This window comes from Streptomyces sp. PT12 (genome assembly GCF_003311645.1).
Classification (GTDB): Bacteria; Actinomycetota; Actinomycetes; order Streptomycetales; family Streptomycetaceae; genus Streptomyces.
The window spans coordinates 189,845-207,631 of sequence record NZ_QEST01000184.1; the positions used below are offsets into that span (position 1 = coordinate 189,845).

Annotated in this window: 16 protein-coding genes and 1 pseudogene (1 of these 17 running past the window's edge); 12 read left to right on the forward strand and 5 right to left on the reverse strand. The window is 72.7% G+C overall.

Features of this window, described 5'->3' with window-relative positions; genetic code table 11:
* From DEH69_RS21215 to DEH69_RS21235, 5 genes are all read left to right on the forward strand, one after another.
* Nucleotides 1-3,701: the 3' portion of a bifunctional SDR family oxidoreductase/pyridoxal phosphate-dependent aminotransferase family protein gene (locus tag DEH69_RS21215; RefSeq protein WP_113688561.1), read on the forward strand. The gene continues 136 nt to the left of window position 1, outside the view; the window shows 3,701 of its 3,837 coding nt (coding positions 137-3,837); the start codon falls outside the window, past its left edge; the stop codon is at nt 3,699-3,701.
* A 71-nt stretch (nt 3,702-3,772) separates the two neighbouring features.
* Nucleotides 3,773-4,081: a hypothetical protein gene (locus tag DEH69_RS21220; protein WP_113688562.1), complete on the forward strand. Its 309-nt coding sequence runs from the start codon at nt 3,773-3,775 to the stop codon at nt 4,079-4,081.
* Complete coding sequence (locus DEH69_RS21225) at nt 4,078-5,223, forward strand: class II histone deacetylase (RefSeq protein WP_113688563.1); 1,146 nt, start codon at nt 4,078-4,080, stop codon at nt 5,221-5,223. Before DEH69_RS21220 ends, DEH69_RS21225 begins: the two co-directional genes overlap by 4 nt.
* A gap of 11 nt (nt 5,224-5,234) precedes the next feature.
* Nucleotides 5,235-6,074: a thioesterase II family protein gene (locus DEH69_RS21230; protein WP_113688736.1), complete on the forward strand. Its 840-nt coding sequence runs from the start codon at nt 5,235-5,237 to the stop codon at nt 6,072-6,074.
* Nucleotides 6,058-7,614 (forward strand): MFS transporter, encoded by a 1,557-nt coding sequence (locus tag DEH69_RS21235; RefSeq protein WP_113688564.1) that lies wholly within the window; start codon nt 6,058-6,060, stop codon nt 7,612-7,614. Before DEH69_RS21230 ends, DEH69_RS21235 begins: the two co-directional genes overlap by 17 nt.
* 327 nt (nt 7,615-7,941) lie before the next feature.
* Here the strand turns inward: DEH69_RS21235 and DEH69_RS21245 are convergent, their stop codons facing one another.
* Nucleotides 7,942-8,370, reverse strand: a complete 429-nt coding sequence (locus DEH69_RS21245; RefSeq protein WP_113688565.1) for a VOC family protein — start codon at nt 8,368-8,370, stop codon at nt 7,942-7,944.
* 231 nt (nt 8,371-8,601) lie between these two features.
* Here DEH69_RS21245 and DEH69_RS21250 point away from each other — a divergent pair, with 231 nt between their 5' ends.
* Nucleotides 8,602-8,955 (forward strand): VOC family protein, encoded by a 354-nt coding sequence (locus DEH69_RS21250; protein ID WP_258534848.1) that lies wholly within the window; start codon nt 8,602-8,604, stop codon nt 8,953-8,955.
* 68 nt (nt 8,956-9,023) lie between these two features.
* Here the strand turns inward: DEH69_RS21250 and DEH69_RS21255 are convergent, their stop codons facing one another.
* The gene (locus DEH69_RS21255; protein WP_113688567.1) at nt 9,024-9,614 is read right to left on the reverse strand and encodes a TetR/AcrR family transcriptional regulator; all 591 of its coding nucleotides are present in this window, start codon (nt 9,612-9,614) and stop codon (nt 9,024-9,026) included.
* A 298-nt stretch (nt 9,615-9,912) separates the two neighbouring features.
* Between DEH69_RS21255 and DEH69_RS33015 the strand changes: the two are divergent.
* From DEH69_RS33015 to DEH69_RS33025, 3 genes and pseudogenes are all read left to right on the forward strand, one after another.
* Nucleotides 9,913-10,350, forward strand: a pseudogene (locus tag DEH69_RS33015) (helix-turn-helix domain-containing protein); the annotation flags it as partial.
* Nucleotides 10,351-10,441: 91 nt separating this feature from the next.
* Nucleotides 10,442-10,963, forward strand: a complete 522-nt coding sequence (locus DEH69_RS33020) for a tripartite tricarboxylate transporter substrate-binding protein (RefSeq protein WP_258534865.1) — start codon at nt 10,442-10,444, stop codon at nt 10,961-10,963.
* Nucleotides 10,963-11,124, forward strand: a complete 162-nt coding sequence (locus DEH69_RS33025; RefSeq protein ID WP_258534872.1) for a hypothetical protein — start codon at nt 10,963-10,965, stop codon at nt 11,122-11,124. The genes DEH69_RS33020 and DEH69_RS33025 overlap by 1 nt, the downstream gene beginning before the upstream one ends.
* A gap of 27 nt (nt 11,125-11,151) precedes the next feature.
* Here DEH69_RS33025 and DEH69_RS21265 read toward each other — a convergent pair whose 3' ends face one another.
* Nucleotides 11,152-11,634, reverse strand: a complete 483-nt coding sequence (locus DEH69_RS21265; RefSeq protein WP_181727538.1) for a hypothetical protein — start codon at nt 11,632-11,634, stop codon at nt 11,152-11,154.
* Between the two features lie 1,146 nt (nt 11,635-12,780).
* Here DEH69_RS21265 and DEH69_RS21275 point away from each other — a divergent pair.
* Entirely contained in the window at nt 12,781-14,361 is a 1,581-nt protein-coding gene (locus DEH69_RS21275; protein ID WP_113688570.1) for a S8 family peptidase, read from the forward strand.
* Between the two features lie 40 nt (nt 14,362-14,401).
* Here the strand turns inward: DEH69_RS21275 and DEH69_RS21280 are convergent, their stop codons facing one another.
* Both DEH69_RS21280 and DEH69_RS21285 read right to left on the reverse strand, forming a co-directional pair.
* Nucleotides 14,402-15,349, reverse strand: a complete 948-nt coding sequence (locus DEH69_RS21280; protein ID WP_113688571.1) for a cation diffusion facilitator family transporter — start codon at nt 15,347-15,349, stop codon at nt 14,402-14,404.
* Between the two features lie 57 nt (nt 15,350-15,406).
* Nucleotides 15,407-15,946, reverse strand: a complete 540-nt coding sequence (locus tag DEH69_RS21285; RefSeq protein ID WP_113688572.1) for a GNAT family N-acetyltransferase — start codon at nt 15,944-15,946, stop codon at nt 15,407-15,409.
* A 132-nt stretch (nt 15,947-16,078) separates the two neighbouring features.
* Between DEH69_RS21285 and DEH69_RS21290 the strand changes: the two genes are divergently transcribed.
* Nucleotides 16,079-16,831 (forward strand): GntR family transcriptional regulator, encoded by a 753-nt coding sequence (locus tag DEH69_RS21290; protein WP_113688573.1) that lies wholly within the window; start codon nt 16,079-16,081, stop codon nt 16,829-16,831.
* 150 nt (nt 16,832-16,981) lie between these two features.
* Nucleotides 16,982-17,770, forward strand: a complete 789-nt coding sequence (locus DEH69_RS21295; RefSeq protein WP_113688574.1) for an ABC transporter ATP-binding protein — start codon at nt 16,982-16,984, stop codon at nt 17,768-17,770.
* The last annotated feature ends 17 nt before the right edge of the window (nt 17,771-17,787 follow it).

Genomic DNA, 17,787 nt, shown 5'->3' on the forward strand with positions numbered 1-17,787 from the left:
CCGTCTGGACGTTGCGGCATGTCGCGTTCCGCGAGCCGCTGCGGGTGACCGGTGAGGGGATCGACCTGGACGTCGTCACGGCCCCTGACGGCCGGTGCTCCGTCCGTTCGGACGGCACCGAGTACAGCACCGCCCATGCCAGGGGCGTCCCCCTGCCACCTCCCCGCTACCTCGATGTCGCGGAGCTGCGCGGCGGCTGCACCCAGGGCGTTCCGCTCGCCGGGCTGGCCGAGTGGCGGCGGGCCAGCGGCATCACCTACGGGCCTGCCTTCCGGAGCGTCCACTCCCTGCACCGTGCGCCCGGCCGGATGCTGGCGGTCCTGCGCGCGGCCGACGACGACGCACACCCGGCCGCCTTCGTGCCGCCCCCGCTGCTTGACGGCGTCTTCCAGGTCCTGGCCATGCTCGACGCCGGCGCGACCGGGGCGTGCCTGCCCTGGTACATCGGCCGGCTCGTCGCCCGGCGCAGGATCACGGGAACGATTCTGGCCCTGGTCGAGAGGGACCCGGCGCCCGGCACCGGGGCCGCCGTGCGCGGCCGGGCCACCGTCTGCAACCAGCAGGGCGAGGTGCTGCTCGAACTGGACCGCGTCACGCTGAAGGCCACCGCGCCCGCCCCTTCGGCGCCCGGCGCGGCGGCGGGGCTGATCGAGACGGTCACCTGGCGGACGACGTCGCCGGCCGCCGCGCCACCGGCGACCGAGGGCGCGCTGCTGCTCGTCGCCCCCCGCGACCTGGCGCCGCCGCGCGGCCGGCCCGTCGTGCGGGTGGCGCCCGACGAGCTGTCCCCGGAGCGGCTCGACGAGACGCTCGTCGGCGACCCGGTGCGCGAGGTGGTCCATGTCGCCCCCGAGGGAGCGGTGCACGGAAACGGCGTGACCCCGGCCCTCCAGGGCGTCTTCGCCCTCGTGCGCCGCCTGGCCGCCCGGCCCCCGATGCCGGACCTGCTGATCGTCACCTCCGCCGCGCACGATGTCACCGGAGGGGAGCGTGTCGACCCGTTCATGACGGCGCTGTGGGGCCTGGGCCGCACGCTACGCGCGGAGTATCCCCGCACCACCGTGCGCCTGGTCGATCTGGAGCCGGGCAGCGGCCCGCCGCCATGGGACGCCTTGCCTGCCGGGCCCGAACTCGCCCGCCGCGGCGACCGGTGGTACGAGCCCGCGCCTGAGCCGCACCGGCCCTCCTCCGCCAAGCCGCCGCGGTGGCGCGGGGGGCGCTTCCTGATCACCGGTGGCATGGGGGCCATCGGGCTGCGGGTGGCGGAGTTCCTGGCCGAGCGGGGGTGCGCGCATCTGACCCTGGTCGGCAGGAACGTCCCCGAAGCGGGCGAGGCCCGGCAGCGACTCGAACGGCTCGGCAGGCTCTGCGCGTTGGATATCGTGGCCGCCGATGTACGGGCCCTTCCCGACGTCCTCGGCGGCGAGGGCCGTTACGACGGGATCTTCCACACGGCCGGGGTCCTGCGCGACGGGCTGGCCCGCGGCCTGACGCAGCGGCAGGTGGGCGAGGTTCTCGGCCCCAAGGTCGACGGCGTGCACGCCCTGGCGGAGCTCGCGGCCGGTCACGCCCCGCCTGACCTCGTCGTCCTGTTCTCGTCGGTCGCCGCTACACGCGCCAACCTCGGCCAGAGCTCCTACGCGGCGGCCAACGCCTACCTCGACGGCTACGCCGCCCGCCGGCGTGCGGCCGGAGAGCCCTGGTACAGCCTCGGCTGGGGCCTGTGGACCGTCGGCATGGGCCGGGATGTCGCCCCCAGGGCCAGCGCGCACGGCATCCCCGCCCTCACCGCGGACGACGGCGTCGCCCTGCTTGAGGCGGCCCTCGGCTGTCCGCCCGCCAACTACCTCCTGTCCGCCACCGAGCAAGCGAAGGGTGAACCCATGACCGCCGTCATACCGGAGAGCGGGCTGTGGCCGCAGCTCACCACGGCCGTGAGGAAGATCTTCTACGTCGATGAGGTCACGCCCGATGACGACCTGCTGGAGATGGGGCTCGACTCGATGATGGCGGTCGAGCTGGCCGCCTCCCTGACCGGATGCCAACTCGACGTCGATCCCCTGGTGTTCTTCGAGCACAGCCGCGTCGGCGCGTTGCTCGGCCACCTGGAGACGCTGCCGCGCGTCGGCACGCCCTCGGGGCCGGCCGACGCCGCCCCACCGGAACGCCCCGGGACGGCCTCGGCCGAGGCACCCGCGACACCGGTCTCGCTCCCGGTGCGGGAACCGTCCGCCCCCGCCCCCGCCCCCGCCCCCGTTCCCGCCCCCGCCCGCGCGGACACCGACACCTTCACCCCTGACACCTTCACCCCTGACACCTTCACCCCTGACACCTTCGCCCCTGACACCTTCACCCCCGACTGGGACCGCTATCGCTCCCCTGAGCCCGCGCCGCCGCCGCGGAGCCCTGCGCGGGCCCGCGCTGTCCCCGAGGCCCCCGCTCCGCCACCCTCCGCCGCGGGGCGCCTCCCACGCCGGACCCTCCCCGGCCGGCTGGTGAACGCGGCCGGCGGCACCTTCCTCGACCGGCGCCTCGACGCGCTCTCCGAGGAGGACCGCCTGATCGTCGCCAGGGACGAGTACTTCTACGAGCCCGTCATCGAGCAGGCCGACGGCGCCCGCATCAGGTTCGACGGCCGCTGGTTCCTCAACTTCGCCTCGTACAGCTACCTCGGGCTCATCGGCCACGACTACATCGACCAGCGGGCGCTCGATGCGGTGGAGCGGCACGGCACCGGGGCCCACGGGGTGCGGCTCCTCGCCGGGACCCTGCATCTGCACCGCGAACTGGAGCTGGCGCTCGCCCGATTCCTCGGCACGGAGGACGCCATCGTCTACTCCAGCGGCTACATGGCCAACGTCGCCACGGTGGGCGCGCTCGTCGGCCCCGGCGACGTGATCGTCGGCGACGTCTACAACCACGCCAGCATCCTCGACGGCTACCGGCTGTCCGGCGCCAAGGTCATCACCTACGCGCACAACGACCTCGCCGACCTGGAGCGGGCCCTGAAGAAGACCGGACAGGCAGGCCGGCTGGTGGTGACCGACGCCGTCTTCAGCATGGACGGCGACGTGGCCGACCTGCCGGGCCTGGTGGAGCTGTGCGAGCGTTACGACGCCCCGCTCATGGTCGACGAGGCGCACAGCCTCGGCGTGCTCGGGGACACCGGGCGGGGCATCACCGAGCACTTCGGCATCGACCCGGCCCGCGTCGACGTGAAGATGGGCACGCTGTCCAAGACCGTGCCCAGCGCCGGTGGTTATGTCGCCGGGTCGCGCGACCTGGTCTTCGCGCTGAAGAACAACGCGCGCGGCTGGATGTTCTCGGCCGCCGTGACACCGGCCCAGGCCGCGGCGGCCAGGGCGGCGATCGAGGTGATGACGGCCGCGCCGGAACGCACCCGCGAACTGCGGGCGAAGACCACGCGCTACCGGGAGCGGCTGCGCGCGCTCGGCTTCAACACGCTCGCCAGCGAGACGCCGGTGGTGCCCGTCGTCTGCCGCAGCGCGGAAGAGGCGGGTGCCATGGCCCGGCTGTGCCAGCACGACGGGCTGTTCGTGCAGCCCATCGTCTATCCCGCGGTGCCGCGGACGCTGCCCCGCCTGCGGACCATCGTCAACCTCAGCCACACGGAAGCCGACCTGGAGACGGCGGTCACCACGCTGGAGAAGGCGGGACGGGCCTGCGGCCTCATCCCCTGACCCGCGACCGCGCATCCGTGCCCTCATGACGGCAGCCATCAGGAAACCACGAGACACCCAGGGGAATCGCAGTGACCGACATCGACACCGAGGCGTTCTTCGCGGCCGTGCTGAAGACCATCGCCTCGACCCGCAACAACGGCGCCGATCCGGCCGAGCACGCCAGCGGCGTGGTGGAGCCGGCCGCGCGCATCCGCGCTGTCGAGAAGGAGATCGGTGACCGGGAGATCGCGCCCGGCGAGGCCGAGGAGGTGATGGGGCTGCTGGAGACCACCTTCCGCGCCAAGCGCACTCCCGAAGAGGAGCGGGAGCACTACCTCCAGTACATCGAGAAGGTCTCCGGGATCAGCCGCGCCTCGCTGGGCGTGTCCGCCCCGTGAGTGGCCCCCGACCCGCCTGGTACAGCCACGAGTTGTGCTTCTGGCACGACCCCGGGCCCGGATCGGGATATCTGCCGGTCGGGCCCGGGATCGAGCCGCTTCGGCAGTTCGCCGTGGATCCGGACCTGCGGCGAGCGGAGGGGTTGGTCAGGGCCTCGGGGGTGATGGACCGTTTCGAACAGGTGACGCCGGTGCCCGCGTCGGACGAGGACCTGCTGCTGGTGCACGTCCCCGAGCACCTGGAGCGCGTCGAGGCGGCCTCGGCGACGGGCGCCGGCGACGCGGGCGTGTACGCGCACGTGAACTACCACAGCGCGCGGGCGGCGCGGCTCGCCGCCGGGGCCTGCGCGCAGGCCACCGCCGGGGTGCTGGACGGGCGGTTTCGCCGGGCCTACTGCCTGGTGCGTCCGCCCGGCCACCACGCGGAGCCGGACCGGGCGATGGCGCTGTGCCTCTTCAACAACGTGGCGGTCGCCGCCCGGGTCGCCCAGCGCAAAGGAGTGCGCCGGGTGCTGGTGGTCGACTGGGACGTGCACCACGGCAACGGCATCCAGCGGGTCTTCTACGAGGACCCCGGCGTGCTGTATGTCTCCGTGCACCAGGACGGCCTGTTCCCCGTGGCGTCAGGGCGTGCCGCGGAGACCGGCGCTGGCGCGGGCGCGGGCAGCACCGTCAACGTGCCCTTGCCGGCGGGCAGCGGACATGGGGCGTACCTGGCCGTGCTTGAGCGCGTGGTGGAGCCGGCCGCCCGCGCCTTCCGGCCCGAGCTGGTCCTGGTCGCGGCCGGTGTCGATGCTGGCGGGCACGATCCGATGGGCCGGATGATGTGCACCAGCCGCACGTTCCACGCCATGGCCTCGGCGATGTGCCGACTGGCCGACGAACTGGCCGGGGGGCGGATCGTGTTCGCCCACGAGGGCGGCTACTCGGCCTGGTACCAGCCCCTGTCGGTGCTGGGAACGGCCAGCGCGATCGCCGGTCTGCCCGCTCCGCACGACCCGTTCCTGCACTCCCTTGAGCACCTTCCTGGCCAGCGTCTGCAACCGCACCAGAGCCGGGTGATCGAGCACCTCCTGGCACGTCACCCGCTGCTCGCCGACCGGTCGCCCGCGCCCGCCCCCGCCGCCGGAGGGGCTTCGTGAGCGCCTGGTGGATGAGAGCGCGGACCGGCGCGCACGGGCCCGGGTGGCGCCCCCGCCGCCGTCTGGTCGCGTTTCCGCACGCTGGCGGCTGGCCGTCCGCGTTCCGCGCCTGGTGGCCCCTGCTCCCCGCGGACGTGGAGCTGCTCGTCGCCCAGCTGCCGGGGCGCGGGGCGCGCATCGGCGAGGAGTCCCTCACCCGGGTGGAGCCGATCGTCGACGCCCTCAGCCGCGACCTCGCCGACCAGGAGCCATTGCCCTACGCGGTCATCGGGCACAGCTTCGGCAGCGTCCTCGGCTACGAACTGACCAGGGTCATGGAGCAGAAGGGCCTCGCCCCCGCCCTGCTCGCCGTATCCGCCCGCCAGCCCCCGTGCTTCCCTGGCGAGCCGCCGTTCGCCCACCTGGGCAGCGACGCGCGGCTGCTTGAGCATCTGACGGAGATCGGCGGCCTGAGCCCCCAGCTGACGGAGCGCGCCGATCTGGTCCAGCCCGTGCTGCGCGCCATCCGCGCGGACCTTGAGGCGATGGGCCGGTACGAGCGGCCGATGTCGGCGACCGGCGTGCCCATTCTGGCCCTCGGCGCGGTGGACGATCCGGTCGTCGTCGCCGAGCGGCTGCACCTGTGGTCGCTTGAGACGACGGGCGGTTTCCGCCGGTCGATGTTCACCGGCGGCCACTTCTACCTGTACGACCGCGCCAACGCCGCGGTGGTCATCCGCCACCTCATGGCCGATGTCCCCACCGCGCGGTCGGAGGTTTCCGACCGTTCCCTTCCGAGCCGTCCGGAGTCCGTGCCGGTGGCGCCCCGGAGCGATTCCCCAGAGAGGAAACACAGTGAGCACCACCGTTGAACCCCCTCGTCAGGCTGGCCCGAAGGAGTGGCTGGGCCTGGCGGTGCTGGCGCTGCCCACACTGCTGCTCTCGATTGATGTGAGCGTGCTGCACCTCGCCGTGCCGCACATCAGCGAGGCGCTGGACCCGTCCGCCTCCCAGATGCTGTGGATCATCGACATCTACGGCTTTCTGATCGCGGGCTTCCTGGTCACCATGGGCACGCTCGGCGACCGTGTGGGCCGCCGCAAGCTGCTGCTGATCGGCGCCGCCGCCTTCGGCCTGGCCTCGGTCGCCGCCGCGTACGCCGACGACCCGGCCACGCTGATCGCGGCCCGCGCTCTCCTGGGCGTCGCCGGCGCCACGCTGATGCCCTCGACGCTGGCCCTGATCAGCAACATGTTCGCCGATGCGCGGCAACGCGGCATAGCCATCGCCGTCTGGGTCACCATGTTCTCCGTCGGCATCGCGCTCGGCCCCGTGGTCGGAGGGGCCATGCTGGAGTTCTTCTGGTGGGGCTCGGTCTTCCTGCTCGGGGTGCCCATCATGGCGCTGCTGCTGCTGGCCGGGCCCGTTCTGCTGCCCGAGTACCGCGACGAGGACGCTGGCCGCCTCGACTTGATCAGCGTGGTGCTGTCCCTGGCGGCGATCCTGCCGGTGATCTACGGCCTCAAGGAGATCGCCAAGGACGGCCTGTCCCCGGTGCCGGTGCTGGCGCTCCTGGCGGGCCTGGCTGGCGCCGTCCTGTTCGTCCGGCGGCAACGCACGCTGGACAGCCCGCTGCTGGACTTCGGCCTCTTCGGCAACCCCACGTTCCGCGCCGCGCTGGTGACGCTGCTGGTCAGCATGCTGGTGGCGGGCGGGACCTACCTGTTTGTCACCCAGTTCCTCCAACTCGTCGGCGGCCTGTCGCCGATGAGGGCGGGGCTGTACCTGTTGCCGGCGGCGATCGCGCTGATCGTGACCTCGGTCGTGTCCCCGATCGCGGCGAGCAGGTTCCGGCCCGCGCACGTCGTCGCCGTCGGCCTGGTGCTGTCGGCCGCAGGGCACGTGATGCTGGCGACGGCCGACAGCACGTCGGGGATCGCCCAGGTGGTGACCGGCTTCGCCTTCGTGTACGGGGGCGGCGGCCCGCTGATCGCACTGGGCACCGACATCGTGGTCGGGTCGGCGCCGCCCGAGCAGGCGGGGTCGGCGTCGGCCATCTCGGAGACGAGCACCGAGCTGGGGATGGCGCTCGGCGTGGCCACGCTCGGCAGCCTCGGCACGGCCGTCTACCGCGGCGGGGTGGACCTCCCCGCACAGATCCAGGACGGAACGGGGGACACGCTCGCGGGGGCGCTTGAGGCGGCGAGGGACCTGCCGGCCGACGTGGCGGCGGCCCTCACCGAGTCAGGGCGGGCCGCGTTCACCGACGGCATGAACGTCATCGGGGGCCTCGGGGCCCTGCTCGCCCTCGGTTCCGCCGTGCTCGTGGCCGCGGTGATCAAGAGCCCGCCCACGGGCGGCGGCGACGGATCCGCCGCCGAGGCCGAGCCGGTCGCCAGCGCCTCCGATTGACCTCCGCTCCGCAGGCTGGGCCCGGGGGTTCCTGCCACGGCCGGCTGACCGTCTCGGTGGGTTCCTGCGTCGCCGCGCTGTGCCGGTACGGGTACCGCTCTCACCTGCGCTCGGCAGGCTGGCACCGCCAGTCCGGCGCCCTTGGCGATGGTGACCGCCGCGTTGACGTCCCGGTCTAGGACGGCCCCGCGGGCCCCGCATTCCCGCACGCGGGTGTGCGAGGGCTTGGGGCCGTCCCCGGCGCCGCACTGCGAGCAGACCCCGTAGCCCACCGCTGGTGGCCCGCCCGTACGGTGTGCGGGCCACCAGGTCCGGTGCCGCCGAAGCTCAGGGGGCGCTCCGGTAGGCGGCGGCGTACTCGGGCGAGGGCTCGATCGGGGTGATCACGTCGATCAGCACCCCGTCGGGCGCGGCAAGAATGAAGTGCCGCTGTCCGAAGTCCTCGCTCCGGAGCGGGAGTTCGGGCCTGAGGCCGGCGCCGTCCACTAGCCGTGCGTACTCGGCGTCCACATCGGCCACCTCGAAGTTCAGCAGCACTCCCCGGACCGGCTGGCGAAAGGCCGCCGGGACCGTCTGGTGTTCCGCGTCGACCAGGGCGAGTTCGTAGTGCGGCGCTTCGGTCCGCCGCAAGCTGACGTACCAGTCGGCCTCGAAGGTCTTCTCGAAACCGAGCAGTTCCGTGTAGAAGGCCAGCGACTCCCTGAGGTTCTGGGTGCAGATCACCGGATAGAAACTGGTCAGGGCGGAGGGTGTCATCTCTTCTGTCACCGTTCTTGAGCGGACTCGTCGTCGAAGCGAACGCGGTTTCGCGTTCCCCCGGGAGAACGACGGGAACGCCCGCGCGTCACGAGGGGAACGCCCGCGCTCGGGCCTGTGTCGGGCCGGGCTCAGCGGCGTTGACATACCGATGGTACGTGACTAGGTTCGATGGGCGCACCGTTGGTGCTCGAGTGGGGGGTGAGGCCCATGCTGGCGAGCTTCTGTCCGGTGATCAGCACGTCCCGCCTCGGGGCGTCCCGCGACTTCTACGCGTCGCTGTTCGGCTTCAAGGTCACGCACGAGACCGAGTGGCACGCCGACCTCGTCCGACCCGGGCTGCCTCCCCAGGAGCTGACGCTTGTCGACCCCTCGCACCCCGCGGTGCGGGGTGTGCGGCCATCGCCGATGCGGACGGTCCGGATGACCCTGGAAGCGGATGTCGAAGAGGGCGAACTCCGGCGTTCCCTGACCCGCCTGGGGTGGGACGAGCGGCTCGCCTTCCGCTTCTCGGACCCGGAATCGAACGACCTGATCGTGGTGGATCCCAACGGGGTCAGGATCCATGTCGTCGCGTCGGCCTGAGCGAGCGGTGCGCGCCATCGGCCGGGAGCCGCCGGAACCGCTCCCCGACGGACGTGCCGGGCGCCCGATCACCGGGCCCGCAACGTTTCGAGCAGCCGCGTCAACGCCCTGACGGTGTCCGCCAGGCCATCCGGGCGCGGCGATGTCGCCAGCCACAGAACCGCCTCGTTCATCGCCCCCGACAGCAGGTGCGTCAGCGGCTCGACCGGCTGCGCGGTGATCGTTCCCTCGTCGACCAGGGCGGTCAGCACCTCCGCCAGACGCCGGCCCGAGGTGGCCTCGTTCATCGCCCGCCACTCGCCCCAGCCGAGGACCGCCGGTCCGTCGACCAGCATGATGCGCTGGATCGCCGGGTCGGTGGAGACCTCGAGGAACGCCAGGCAGCCGGTGACCAGTTGGTCCCAGAGGTCATCCCGCTCGTCCGCCACGGCCGCGATGCGCTCGCCCACCTCCTGCTGCACCTGCCCGAGCACGGCGCGGAACAGCTCGGACTTGCTGCCGAAGTGGTGGTACAGCGCGCCCTTGGTCACCCCCGCGGCGCTGACGATCTCCGACAGGCCCACGGCGTTGTAGCCCAGGGTCGAGAACAGGCGCCTGCTCTCGCGCAGCAGGCACTGCCGGGTCTGCTCCCGCTGCCGCTCCCGGACTCCCCGCGCCATCTCGCTGCCCTCCGCTCTTCACCTACTGAAGGTAGGCCACGGTGGGACGCGGGCGACAGCCTCCTGGCTTACGGGCAGGCGTCCCAGCGGGCTCGTTGTCGCACGCAAAGCCCGGTAAGCCGGGTCTCCTCGCCGTACCGGGCCGGGGACGTGAGCGGCAGCTCATGCCGGGCGACCCTCCAAGTCCTGGGATCCGGGCTGATCGAGTCTGCCCGGACCGTGACCGAGTGTGTTCGAGTCCGCGATCGGCTTTGGTCTCTTGCGATCCCTCACCCCGAGTACAAGCCGTGACCCGTCAGTGAGCGACGAGGCACGGGCACAACGGGAGACGCTGGGAGCCCGGCTGCGAGGGCTCCGCAAAGACGCGGGGTACTCGAGCGGTCGGGCGTTCGCCGCTGTCACCGGGTGGCAGGAGTCGAAGGTCTCGCGGCTCGAGAACGGACGCCAGAACGCCAGCGAGGAGGATATCCGCGTCTGGTGCGAGAAGACGGGCGCCGGGGAGCACATCCCCGACCTGATCGCCACCGTCCGGCACATCGAGGAGCTGTGGTCGGAGTGGCGCCGCCAGCTCCAATCGGGGGCCGCTCCCCGACAGCGCAAGGCGCTTCCCGTTTACGCGAGGACAAGGGTCTTTCGGATCTGGCATCCGACGGTCGTCTGGGGCACGTTTCAGAACGCCGAGTACGCCACCGAGACTTTCCGCCAGGTTGTCGAGTACGACGAGATCCCGGACGACGTGGACGCCGCCGTGGGAAAGCGGATGGAGCGTCAGCAGTACCTCTACCAGGCTCGTCCACGAGTCGGGCAACGAACGCCTGCTGCTCCAGATGGGCCTCGGCCTGCTCGGGGGCGCCCGGGCCACGGGCGCGGCCGTCTCCGTCGGGGACGCGACGCCGCTGGCCCGGCTGATCGACGAGCCCGGGGCGGTGGTGGTCGCGGCGGGCTCCCCCTATCCGACGTTCGGCGCGCTGGTCGACGACTGGCGCTCGGGCGCGCTCGCCACCGGGATCGGCTCGCACGTCGGCGGCCCCGACCACCTCGCGCTGATGCTGATCGCCGAGGCCGTGGGCCTCGCGCCCCGCGCACTGCCCCACGAGCGCTTCGACGGCGGGGGCGACCTGCTCGCAGCCCTGCTCGGCGGGCGCGTCGACTTTGTCGTGAGCGGCCTCAGCGAGTACCAGCACGCCGTCGACGCAGGGGAGTTGCGGGTTCTCGCGGTCACGGGGCCCCAACGTTCCCCGGCGTTGACGCCCCGACGCTCCACGAGGTGGGCCTGGACATGGAGTTCACCAACTGGCGCGGGCTCCTCGTCCCTCCCGGGCTCGCCGCCGAGGCGCGCGAGCGGCTGATGGCGTTGCTCACCCGGTTGCACGGAACCCGGGAGTGGCGCGGGGCGTTGCGCGACAACGGCTGGCCCGACGCGTTCCTCACCGGCGAACGCTTCGCCCGCTTCCTCGCCGAGGAGACCCGGCGCGTGAACGACCTCTGCCGCCGCTTCCTCGGCAAGTGAGCGGGCGCGCGCCCCGGCGGCGACCGGTCAATTTCCGCAGGTGATCCGGGGGTTGTCGGCCTCGAAGAGGTCGTCGGGGCCCGCGCCCGGGTCCCACACCCACGCGTGCAGCAGGTAGTAGGGGACGACGGAGGAACGTTGCAGCTCGTGCCCGAGAAACGTGCCGGGGGTCCTCGACGCGTACTCCACGCCGAGCAGCCGCAGGCCGCCGCCCGAAGTGGGCTCGTAGACCAGGACGTTGGGCCGGGTCGGCACCAACGCCTCCGCGCTGTCGGCCACTTCGCGCAGGAAGTGGACGCCCTTCTCGGGCTCGCACTCCGAGGTCCGCGTGAAGCCGTCGGCCTCGGCTGCGGCCACGTCGTGGTAGGCGGCCGTGGCGCGCTTGACGGCGATCAGGTCAGGCCACGGCGGCGGCGCGTCCGCGGGCCCGGCCACCGCACCGGCCGGGATCAGGGCCAGCGCGACGGCCGGGCCGATGGACCTTCGGACGCGACGGGCGTTCACGCTCATGGGCACTCCTGGAGATCGACGCTTCACGCACGAGACTCATCCCACGCGGGGCACTCCGCCACTCGGACCCGGCGGACGAGTGCCCGCCGAACGAGCGGCAGTTCGCCGGGGCCCGGGCACACCCGCCCCGTCATCGACGCGTACATCGAGGGGTTCACCGGCCAGGCCAGGGAGCTGCTAGGGCAACCGCGCGCACCGGCCCGTGAGACCGCGCCCGACGCGAACGAGGCCATCAAGTGGGGCCACCCCGCCTGGGTGCACCCGTCGGGGACGATCCTGTTCGTGCTCAGCGGCCACGCGAAGCACGCGAACCTCGGGTTCCCCCCAGCACCCGCGAGGCGTTCGACGCCGAACTCAGCGGTGTCCAGACCGGCAAGGGCACCGTCAAGCTCCCGTACGGCGGCCCGGTGCCAAAGGACCCGCTGCGCCGCACGATGGCCTACCGCGTCCACGAGCACGAGGACGACGGCGTGCTGTGGATGTGACGCCACCGCCGCACACGACGCCCGGCCCCGGTGCGGTGACCGGGGGAGTGCGTGCGCCTGGCGGGCCGGGCCACGGGTGGGTGAGCGGCGCGGCGACCTGTTCCACGTCAGCCGGGCGAGCCGCGCGGCGGCCCCCGTGCCACGCCCAGGCCGGAGTCGCGCGGCGCCCCCGGCCCGCAACGAGCGGTCCGCGCCGCGTAGCGGCCCGGCACGACCAACGGCCAAGCCGTCCTGCGATCCGCGCCGCGCAACTACCGGTAAACGCGCCACACACGACCCCGCGCCGCGCAGCGTTCCTGTACCGACAACGGCCGAGCCGCGCGGCGCCCCCGCAGCGACCCCGCAACGATCTATTGCCGTCCATGACAACTTTTCCGCCCCTCCCGCGTGCCCCCGGCAGGGGACCCCGTGGGGGAGCCCGCGAGGGACCCCGCCCCCGACCGGCCCAAAGGCCGCCAAGCCGCCCCGGCACGGGCCATGCCGTCCCCGCACGGGCCAAGTCACCGCTGCTTCACGAGGATTGCCATCATGTGACCGAGGCGTGGGCGCCCTTGTGGAGATCTGTGAAACGTCCGATGATGCGGCAGTGGTCATGTGCACGACCGATTGTCATGCCCATGGCTTTAGTTGGTGCGCTCACCGATGAGGAGGAGAACCCTCGATGGCAGTGATGCGAACGTCCGGCCGCCGCAGGATCAGCGCGACGGTGGCCACCGTCGGCCTGCTCGGCCTGGGGATCGCCGCCGCGATACCCGCGGCGGCGGCCCCGTCCGGGGCCGAAGCGGCCCAAGGAGTCATCGCCAACGCCGGTGCCGAGGGCACCATCCCCGGCAGCTACATCGTCGTCCTCGAGGACGGCGTCTCGGCGACCTCGGCCACGGCCGAGTCCCTCGCGGTCGAACACGGCGCCAAGGTGACGACCGTATACGAGCACGTGCTCAACGGGTTCGCCGCCGAGCTGACCGAGGCGGAGGCCCTCGAGCTGGCCGCCGACCCCGCGGTGCGCCTGGTCTCGCAGAACCAGACGTTCACGACGACCGCCGTCCAGCCGGGCCCGCCGTCCTGGGGCCTTGACCGGATCGACCAGCCCGACCTGCCGCTCGACGACAGCTACACCTACCCCGACACCGCGGGCGAGGGCGTCACCGCCTACATCGTGGACACCGGGATCCGCTACACCCACGAGGACTTCGAGGGCCGGGCCCGCTTCGGCTGGGACTCCTTCGGCGGCGACGGCAGCGACGGCCACGGGCACGGCACGCACGTCGCCGGTACCGTCGGCGGCGAGAGCTACGGCGTGGCCAAGGAAGTCGATCTGGTGGCCGTGAAGGTCCTCAACGACAGCGGCTCGGGCTCCACCGAGACGGTGGTCGACGGGCTCGACTTCGTCGCGGCCGACGCCGACGGTCCCGCCGTGGCCAACCTGAGCCTGGGCGGCCCGGCCGACCCGGTGCTCGACGCGGCCGCGCAGAACACCATCGCCTCGGGCGTCACCCTGGCCGTCGCCGCGGGCAACTCCTACGGCGCCGACGCGAACAACTACTCGCCCGCCCGCGTCCCCGAGGCGATCACGGTCGCGTCGAGCACGATCACCGACGGGGTGTCCAGCTTCTCCAACCTCGGTTCGCGCGTGGACATCTTCGGTCCCGGCACCGACATCACCTCCGCGTGGAACACCAGCGACACGGCCGAGAACACCATCTCGGGCACGTCGATGGCCTCACCGCACGTCGCGGGCGCCGTGGCGCTCTACCTGGAGGCGAACCCCGCCGCCACCCCGGCCGAGGTCACCGACGCGCTGGTGGACGGCGCGGTCTGGAACCGCCTCAGCGGCGTTCCAGGGAGCACGGTCAACGCCCTGGTGCACACCGGTGGTCAGGGCGGCGCGCCCGAGCCGCCTGACGGGCCGCGCTTCGAGAGCGACACGGCCGTCCCGATCACGGACCTCACCACGTCGGAGTCCACGCTCGACGTGACCGGCGCGGGCGTGCTCGACGGCGCGTTCATCGCGGAGCTCTCCATCCAGCACACCTACATCGGCGACCTGACCATCGACCTCACCGCGCCCGACGGCACGTCGTGGACGCTGCACGACCGCAGCGGCGGCAGCACCGACGACATCGAGGGCTCGTACTACCTCAACGGCGCCGGGACCGACGCCGACGGGACCTGGACCCTCACGGTGACGGACAACGCCAACATCGACGAGGGCCAGCTCAACTCCTGGGCGCTTCAGTTCTGATGCGTTCTGGTCCGTTCTGATCGGGTCTCATCCGTTCTGGTCAGGTCTGGTCGGCCCCATCGGACCGGCCGCCCGGCACTGACCGCTCGATGTCGGGCTCCAGATAGATGACCCGGGCGATCGGCTCGGCCTCCCGCACGCGGGACTCGGCCGAGTCGATCGCCCTGGCCACGGTCGCCGCGTCGTTCCCCGCCGGAACGGCGATCTTCGCCGCGACCAGCAGCTCCTCGGGGCCCAGGTGCAGGGTCTTCATGTGGATGACGCCGGTGACCGAGTCGCCGTCCACGAGCGCCGTCCTGATGCGCGCGACCATCGCGGGGCTGCCCGCCTCGCCGAGCAGCAGCGACTTGGTCTCCACGGCGAGCACCACCGCGATCGTCACCAGCAGGACGCCGATGCCCAGCGTGCCGATGCCGTCCCACACCCCGTCGCCCGTGGCCAGCGCGAGCCCGACGCCGCCGAGCGCGAGCACCAGGCCGACGAGCGCGCCCAGGTCCTCCAGGAGCACGACGGGCAGCTCGGGCGCCTTGGCGGTCCGCACGAACTGCGACCAGGACTGGAGGCCGCGCACCTCGTTGGACTCCATGATCGCGGTGCGGAACGAGATGGTCTCGGCGATGATCGCGAAGACCAGCACGCCCACGGGCCAGTACCAGTGCTCGATCTCGTGCGGGTGGCGGATCTTCTCGACGCCCTCGTAGACCGCGAAGAGGCCGCCGACCGAGAACAGCACGATGGCGACGATGAACGCGTAGATATAGCGCTCGCGCCCGTAGCCGAAGGGGTGTTCCTCGGTGGCCGCGCGCTTGGCGCGCTTCCCGCCGACCAGCAGCAGCGCCTGGTTGCCCGCGTCGGCGACCGAGTGGACGCCCTCGGCCAGCATGGAGGCGGATCCGCTGAACGCCGCCGCGACGAACTTGGCTGCGGCGATCGCCGAGTTCGCGCACAGCGCGGCGACGATCGCCCTAGTGCCCCCTGAGGCGCTCATGTCATGGTCCCTTCCGTCTTCCCCGGCCGCGGTGGCCCCGTCAGGCCGCACATTCTGTCAGGGCGCGCAGGCCGGGCGCGGGGGAGCCGAAGGGAGCGGGCGGCGCATGCAGACGCGGGGCCAGCGGCCCAGGCCAGCGGCCGTTTCGCGGGCGACGACGGCCCGCAGTCCCGCGGTGAGCGCGGCCCCTTCGAGCACGGCGAAGCCGCACCGCTCGTAGTAAGGCGCGTTCCACGGCACATCGGCGAACGTGGTCAGCGTGAGCGCCGCCAGCCCGCGCCCCGTGGCGTGCGCCGCGGCGTGCTCGATCAGGGAACGCCCCAACCCGCGGCGGGCGTTGGCCGGGTGCACCGAGACCTGCTCGATGTGCAGCCCGCCGTCCACCGGATCTGCCACCAGATAGGCCACGGGTCGGTCTCCCGCGTCGGCCACCACCCAGGACAGCCCCGCGTGGACGAAACGCGCCAACTCCTCGGCCCCTGGCGGCTCGTCGTCGGCGATCTCGCCCATGCCGAGGGCGCGGAACGGCTCGCCCGCCGCGCGCTCGACCTCCCGCAGCGCCTCGATCTCGGAAAGGCGCGTCTCCCTCAGGCGCATGGCCCCATTCTGCTTCCCGGCAGGGTCTCTGAAGAGGGGTCATCACTTCGGGTGAAACTCTGCCCTTCCCTTGCGGGCGGCAACCCTCTGTTGTCAAGCTGTTGCCGATTGTCAATATCTCCGGGAGGGCCAGTGCCATTCGGTGAGCAGCCCGCGTATCTCCGAGTCGCAGAAGATCTTCGACAGCAAATCGCCGACGGCACCCTGCCGCCGCACACCCGGCTGCCCTCGCAGGCGAGCATCCGCGCCACCTACGGCGTCTCGGACACCGTCGCCCTCGAGGCGCGCAAGGTGTTGATGGCCGAGGGCCTGGTGGAGGGCAGGTCAGGCTCGGGCACTTATGTGCGCGAGCGCCCGGTGCAGCGCACCATCTCCCGCAGCGGCTACCGGACGTTGGGCGAGTGCACCCCGTTCCGCCAGGAGCAGGCGGACGAGCGCGTGCGCGGCACGTGGGAGGGGCGCAGCGAGCGGCAGGACGCGCCCGCGGTGGTGGCCGAGCGCCTCGCGATCGAGCCCGACGACCCGGTGATGTGCACGCGGTACGTGTTCAGGATCGGCGGCGAGCCGGTGATGGTGTCCACGTCGTGGGAGCCGCTGCGCATCACGGGCCGGACGCCCGTGATGCTGCCCGAGCAGGGCCCGTTGGCCGGTCGCGGCGTGGTCGAGCGCATGGCGGCCATCGACATCGAGGTGGACAACGTCGCGGAGGAGGTCGCCGCCCGCCCCGCCCTCGCCGCCGAGGCCCGCGTGCTCGGCGGGCTGCCGGGCCACTCGGTCCTGGTCGTGACGCGGACGTACCGGGCGGGCAGCATGCCCGTCGAGACGGCCGATGTCGTCGTCCCCGCCGACCGGTTCAGGATCGCCTACCACCTGCCCGTCCGCTGAGCCCTCCCGGCTGAGGCCCCCGCCCGCGGGGTGGTGCCAGCTACACCCGTGCCCGGTGGCTGCGCCCATCGCCACGGCCGATGGCGCCCGACTACCTTCGACGGTGAGGGCGGCGCGCCGGGCGCCGCGGGAAGAGGCGAGGTGAGAGCGATGTTCAGGTCGCGAGGTGAGGGGCGGGGATCCCACTCGGCGGAGGCGCTGCGCCTGGTGTCGGTCACCAAGGTGTACGGCTCCGACGCCACGGGCACCGGGGTCACCGCGCTCGACAGCGTCTCGCTCTCGCTGCCCACGGGCGGCTTCACGGCCGTGATGGGCCCTTCGGGGTCGGGCAAGAGCACGCTGCTGACGTGCGCGGCCGGGCTCGACCGGCCCACCGGCGGCCTGGTGGTCGTGGACGGCTGCGAGCTGACCGGCGACGAGGCGGCGGCGACGCGGCTGCGCAGGGAGCGGATCGGCTTCGTCTTCCAGGCTTGCGACCTGCTGCCCACCCTGACCGTGCTGGAGAACGTCGCGCTGCCCGTCCGCCTCGCGGGGCGCAGGGTGGACGCGGCCCGCGCCGTGGACATCCTGCGCCGGGTCGGCCTCGGCGCGCGCCTCGACCACCTGCCATCCGAGCTCTCGGGCGGGCAGCGGCAGCGGGTCGCGGTGGCCAGGGCGCTGGTCACCGAGCCCGCCCTGATCCTCGCCGACGAGCCGACCGGCGCGCTCGACACGCGGTCGGCGCGCGACGTGCTCGGCCTGCTGCGCCGCGCGGTCGACGAGTACGGCAGGACGGTCGTGATGGTGACGCACGACCCGGTGGCGGCGTCGTTCGCCGACGAGGTGCTGTTCCTGGCCGATGGCCGCCTCGTCGACAGGCTGCCAGCGCCCACCCCGGGGGCGGTCGCCGAGCGCCTGGCCCGCCTGCCCGAGCGGTCACCCGAGCCCGTCGCGGCCTGAGCGCACGGCGGCGCGGG

Excerpts from the sequence above, each read along its gene's own strand:
- DEH69_RS21285 (WP_113688572.1), bottom strand. The coding sequence starts at position 15,946 with ATGCGCCTGAGGGAGACGCGCCTTTCCGAGATCGAGGCGCTGCGGGAG.
- DEH69_RS21280 (WP_113688571.1), bottom strand. The coding sequence starts at position 15,349 with ATGAGCGCCTCAGGGGGCACTAGGGCGATCGTCGCCGCGCTGTGCGCG.
- DEH69_RS33025 (WP_258534872.1), top strand. The coding sequence starts at position 10,963 with ATGGCGTTGCTCACCCGGTTGCACGGAACCCGGGAGTGGCGCGGGGCG.
- DEH69_RS21230 (WP_113688736.1), top strand. The coding sequence starts at position 5,235 with ATGAGAGCGCGGACCGGCGCGCACGGGCCCGGGTGGCGCCCCCGCCGC.
- DEH69_RS21245 (WP_113688565.1), bottom strand. The coding sequence starts at position 8,370 with ATGACACCCTCCGCCCTGACCAGTTTCTATCCGGTGATCTGCACCCAG.
- DEH69_RS33020 (WP_258534865.1), top strand. The coding sequence starts at position 10,442 with ATGGGCCTCGGCCTGCTCGGGGGCGCCCGGGCCACGGGCGCGGCCGTC.
- DEH69_RS21255 (WP_113688567.1), bottom strand. The coding sequence starts at position 9,614 with ATGGCGCGGGGAGTCCGGGAGCGGCAGCGGGAGCAGACCCGGCAGTGC.
- DEH69_RS21275 (WP_113688570.1), top strand. The coding sequence starts at position 12,781 with ATGGCAGTGATGCGAACGTCCGGCCGCCGCAGGATCAGCGCGACGGTG.
- DEH69_RS21265 (WP_181727538.1), bottom strand. The coding sequence starts at position 11,634 with ATGAGCGTGAACGCCCGTCGCGTCCGAAGGTCCATCGGCCCGGCCGTC.
- DEH69_RS21295 (WP_113688574.1), top strand. The coding sequence starts at position 16,982 with ATGTTCAGGTCGCGAGGTGAGGGGCGGGGATCCCACTCGGCGGAGGCG.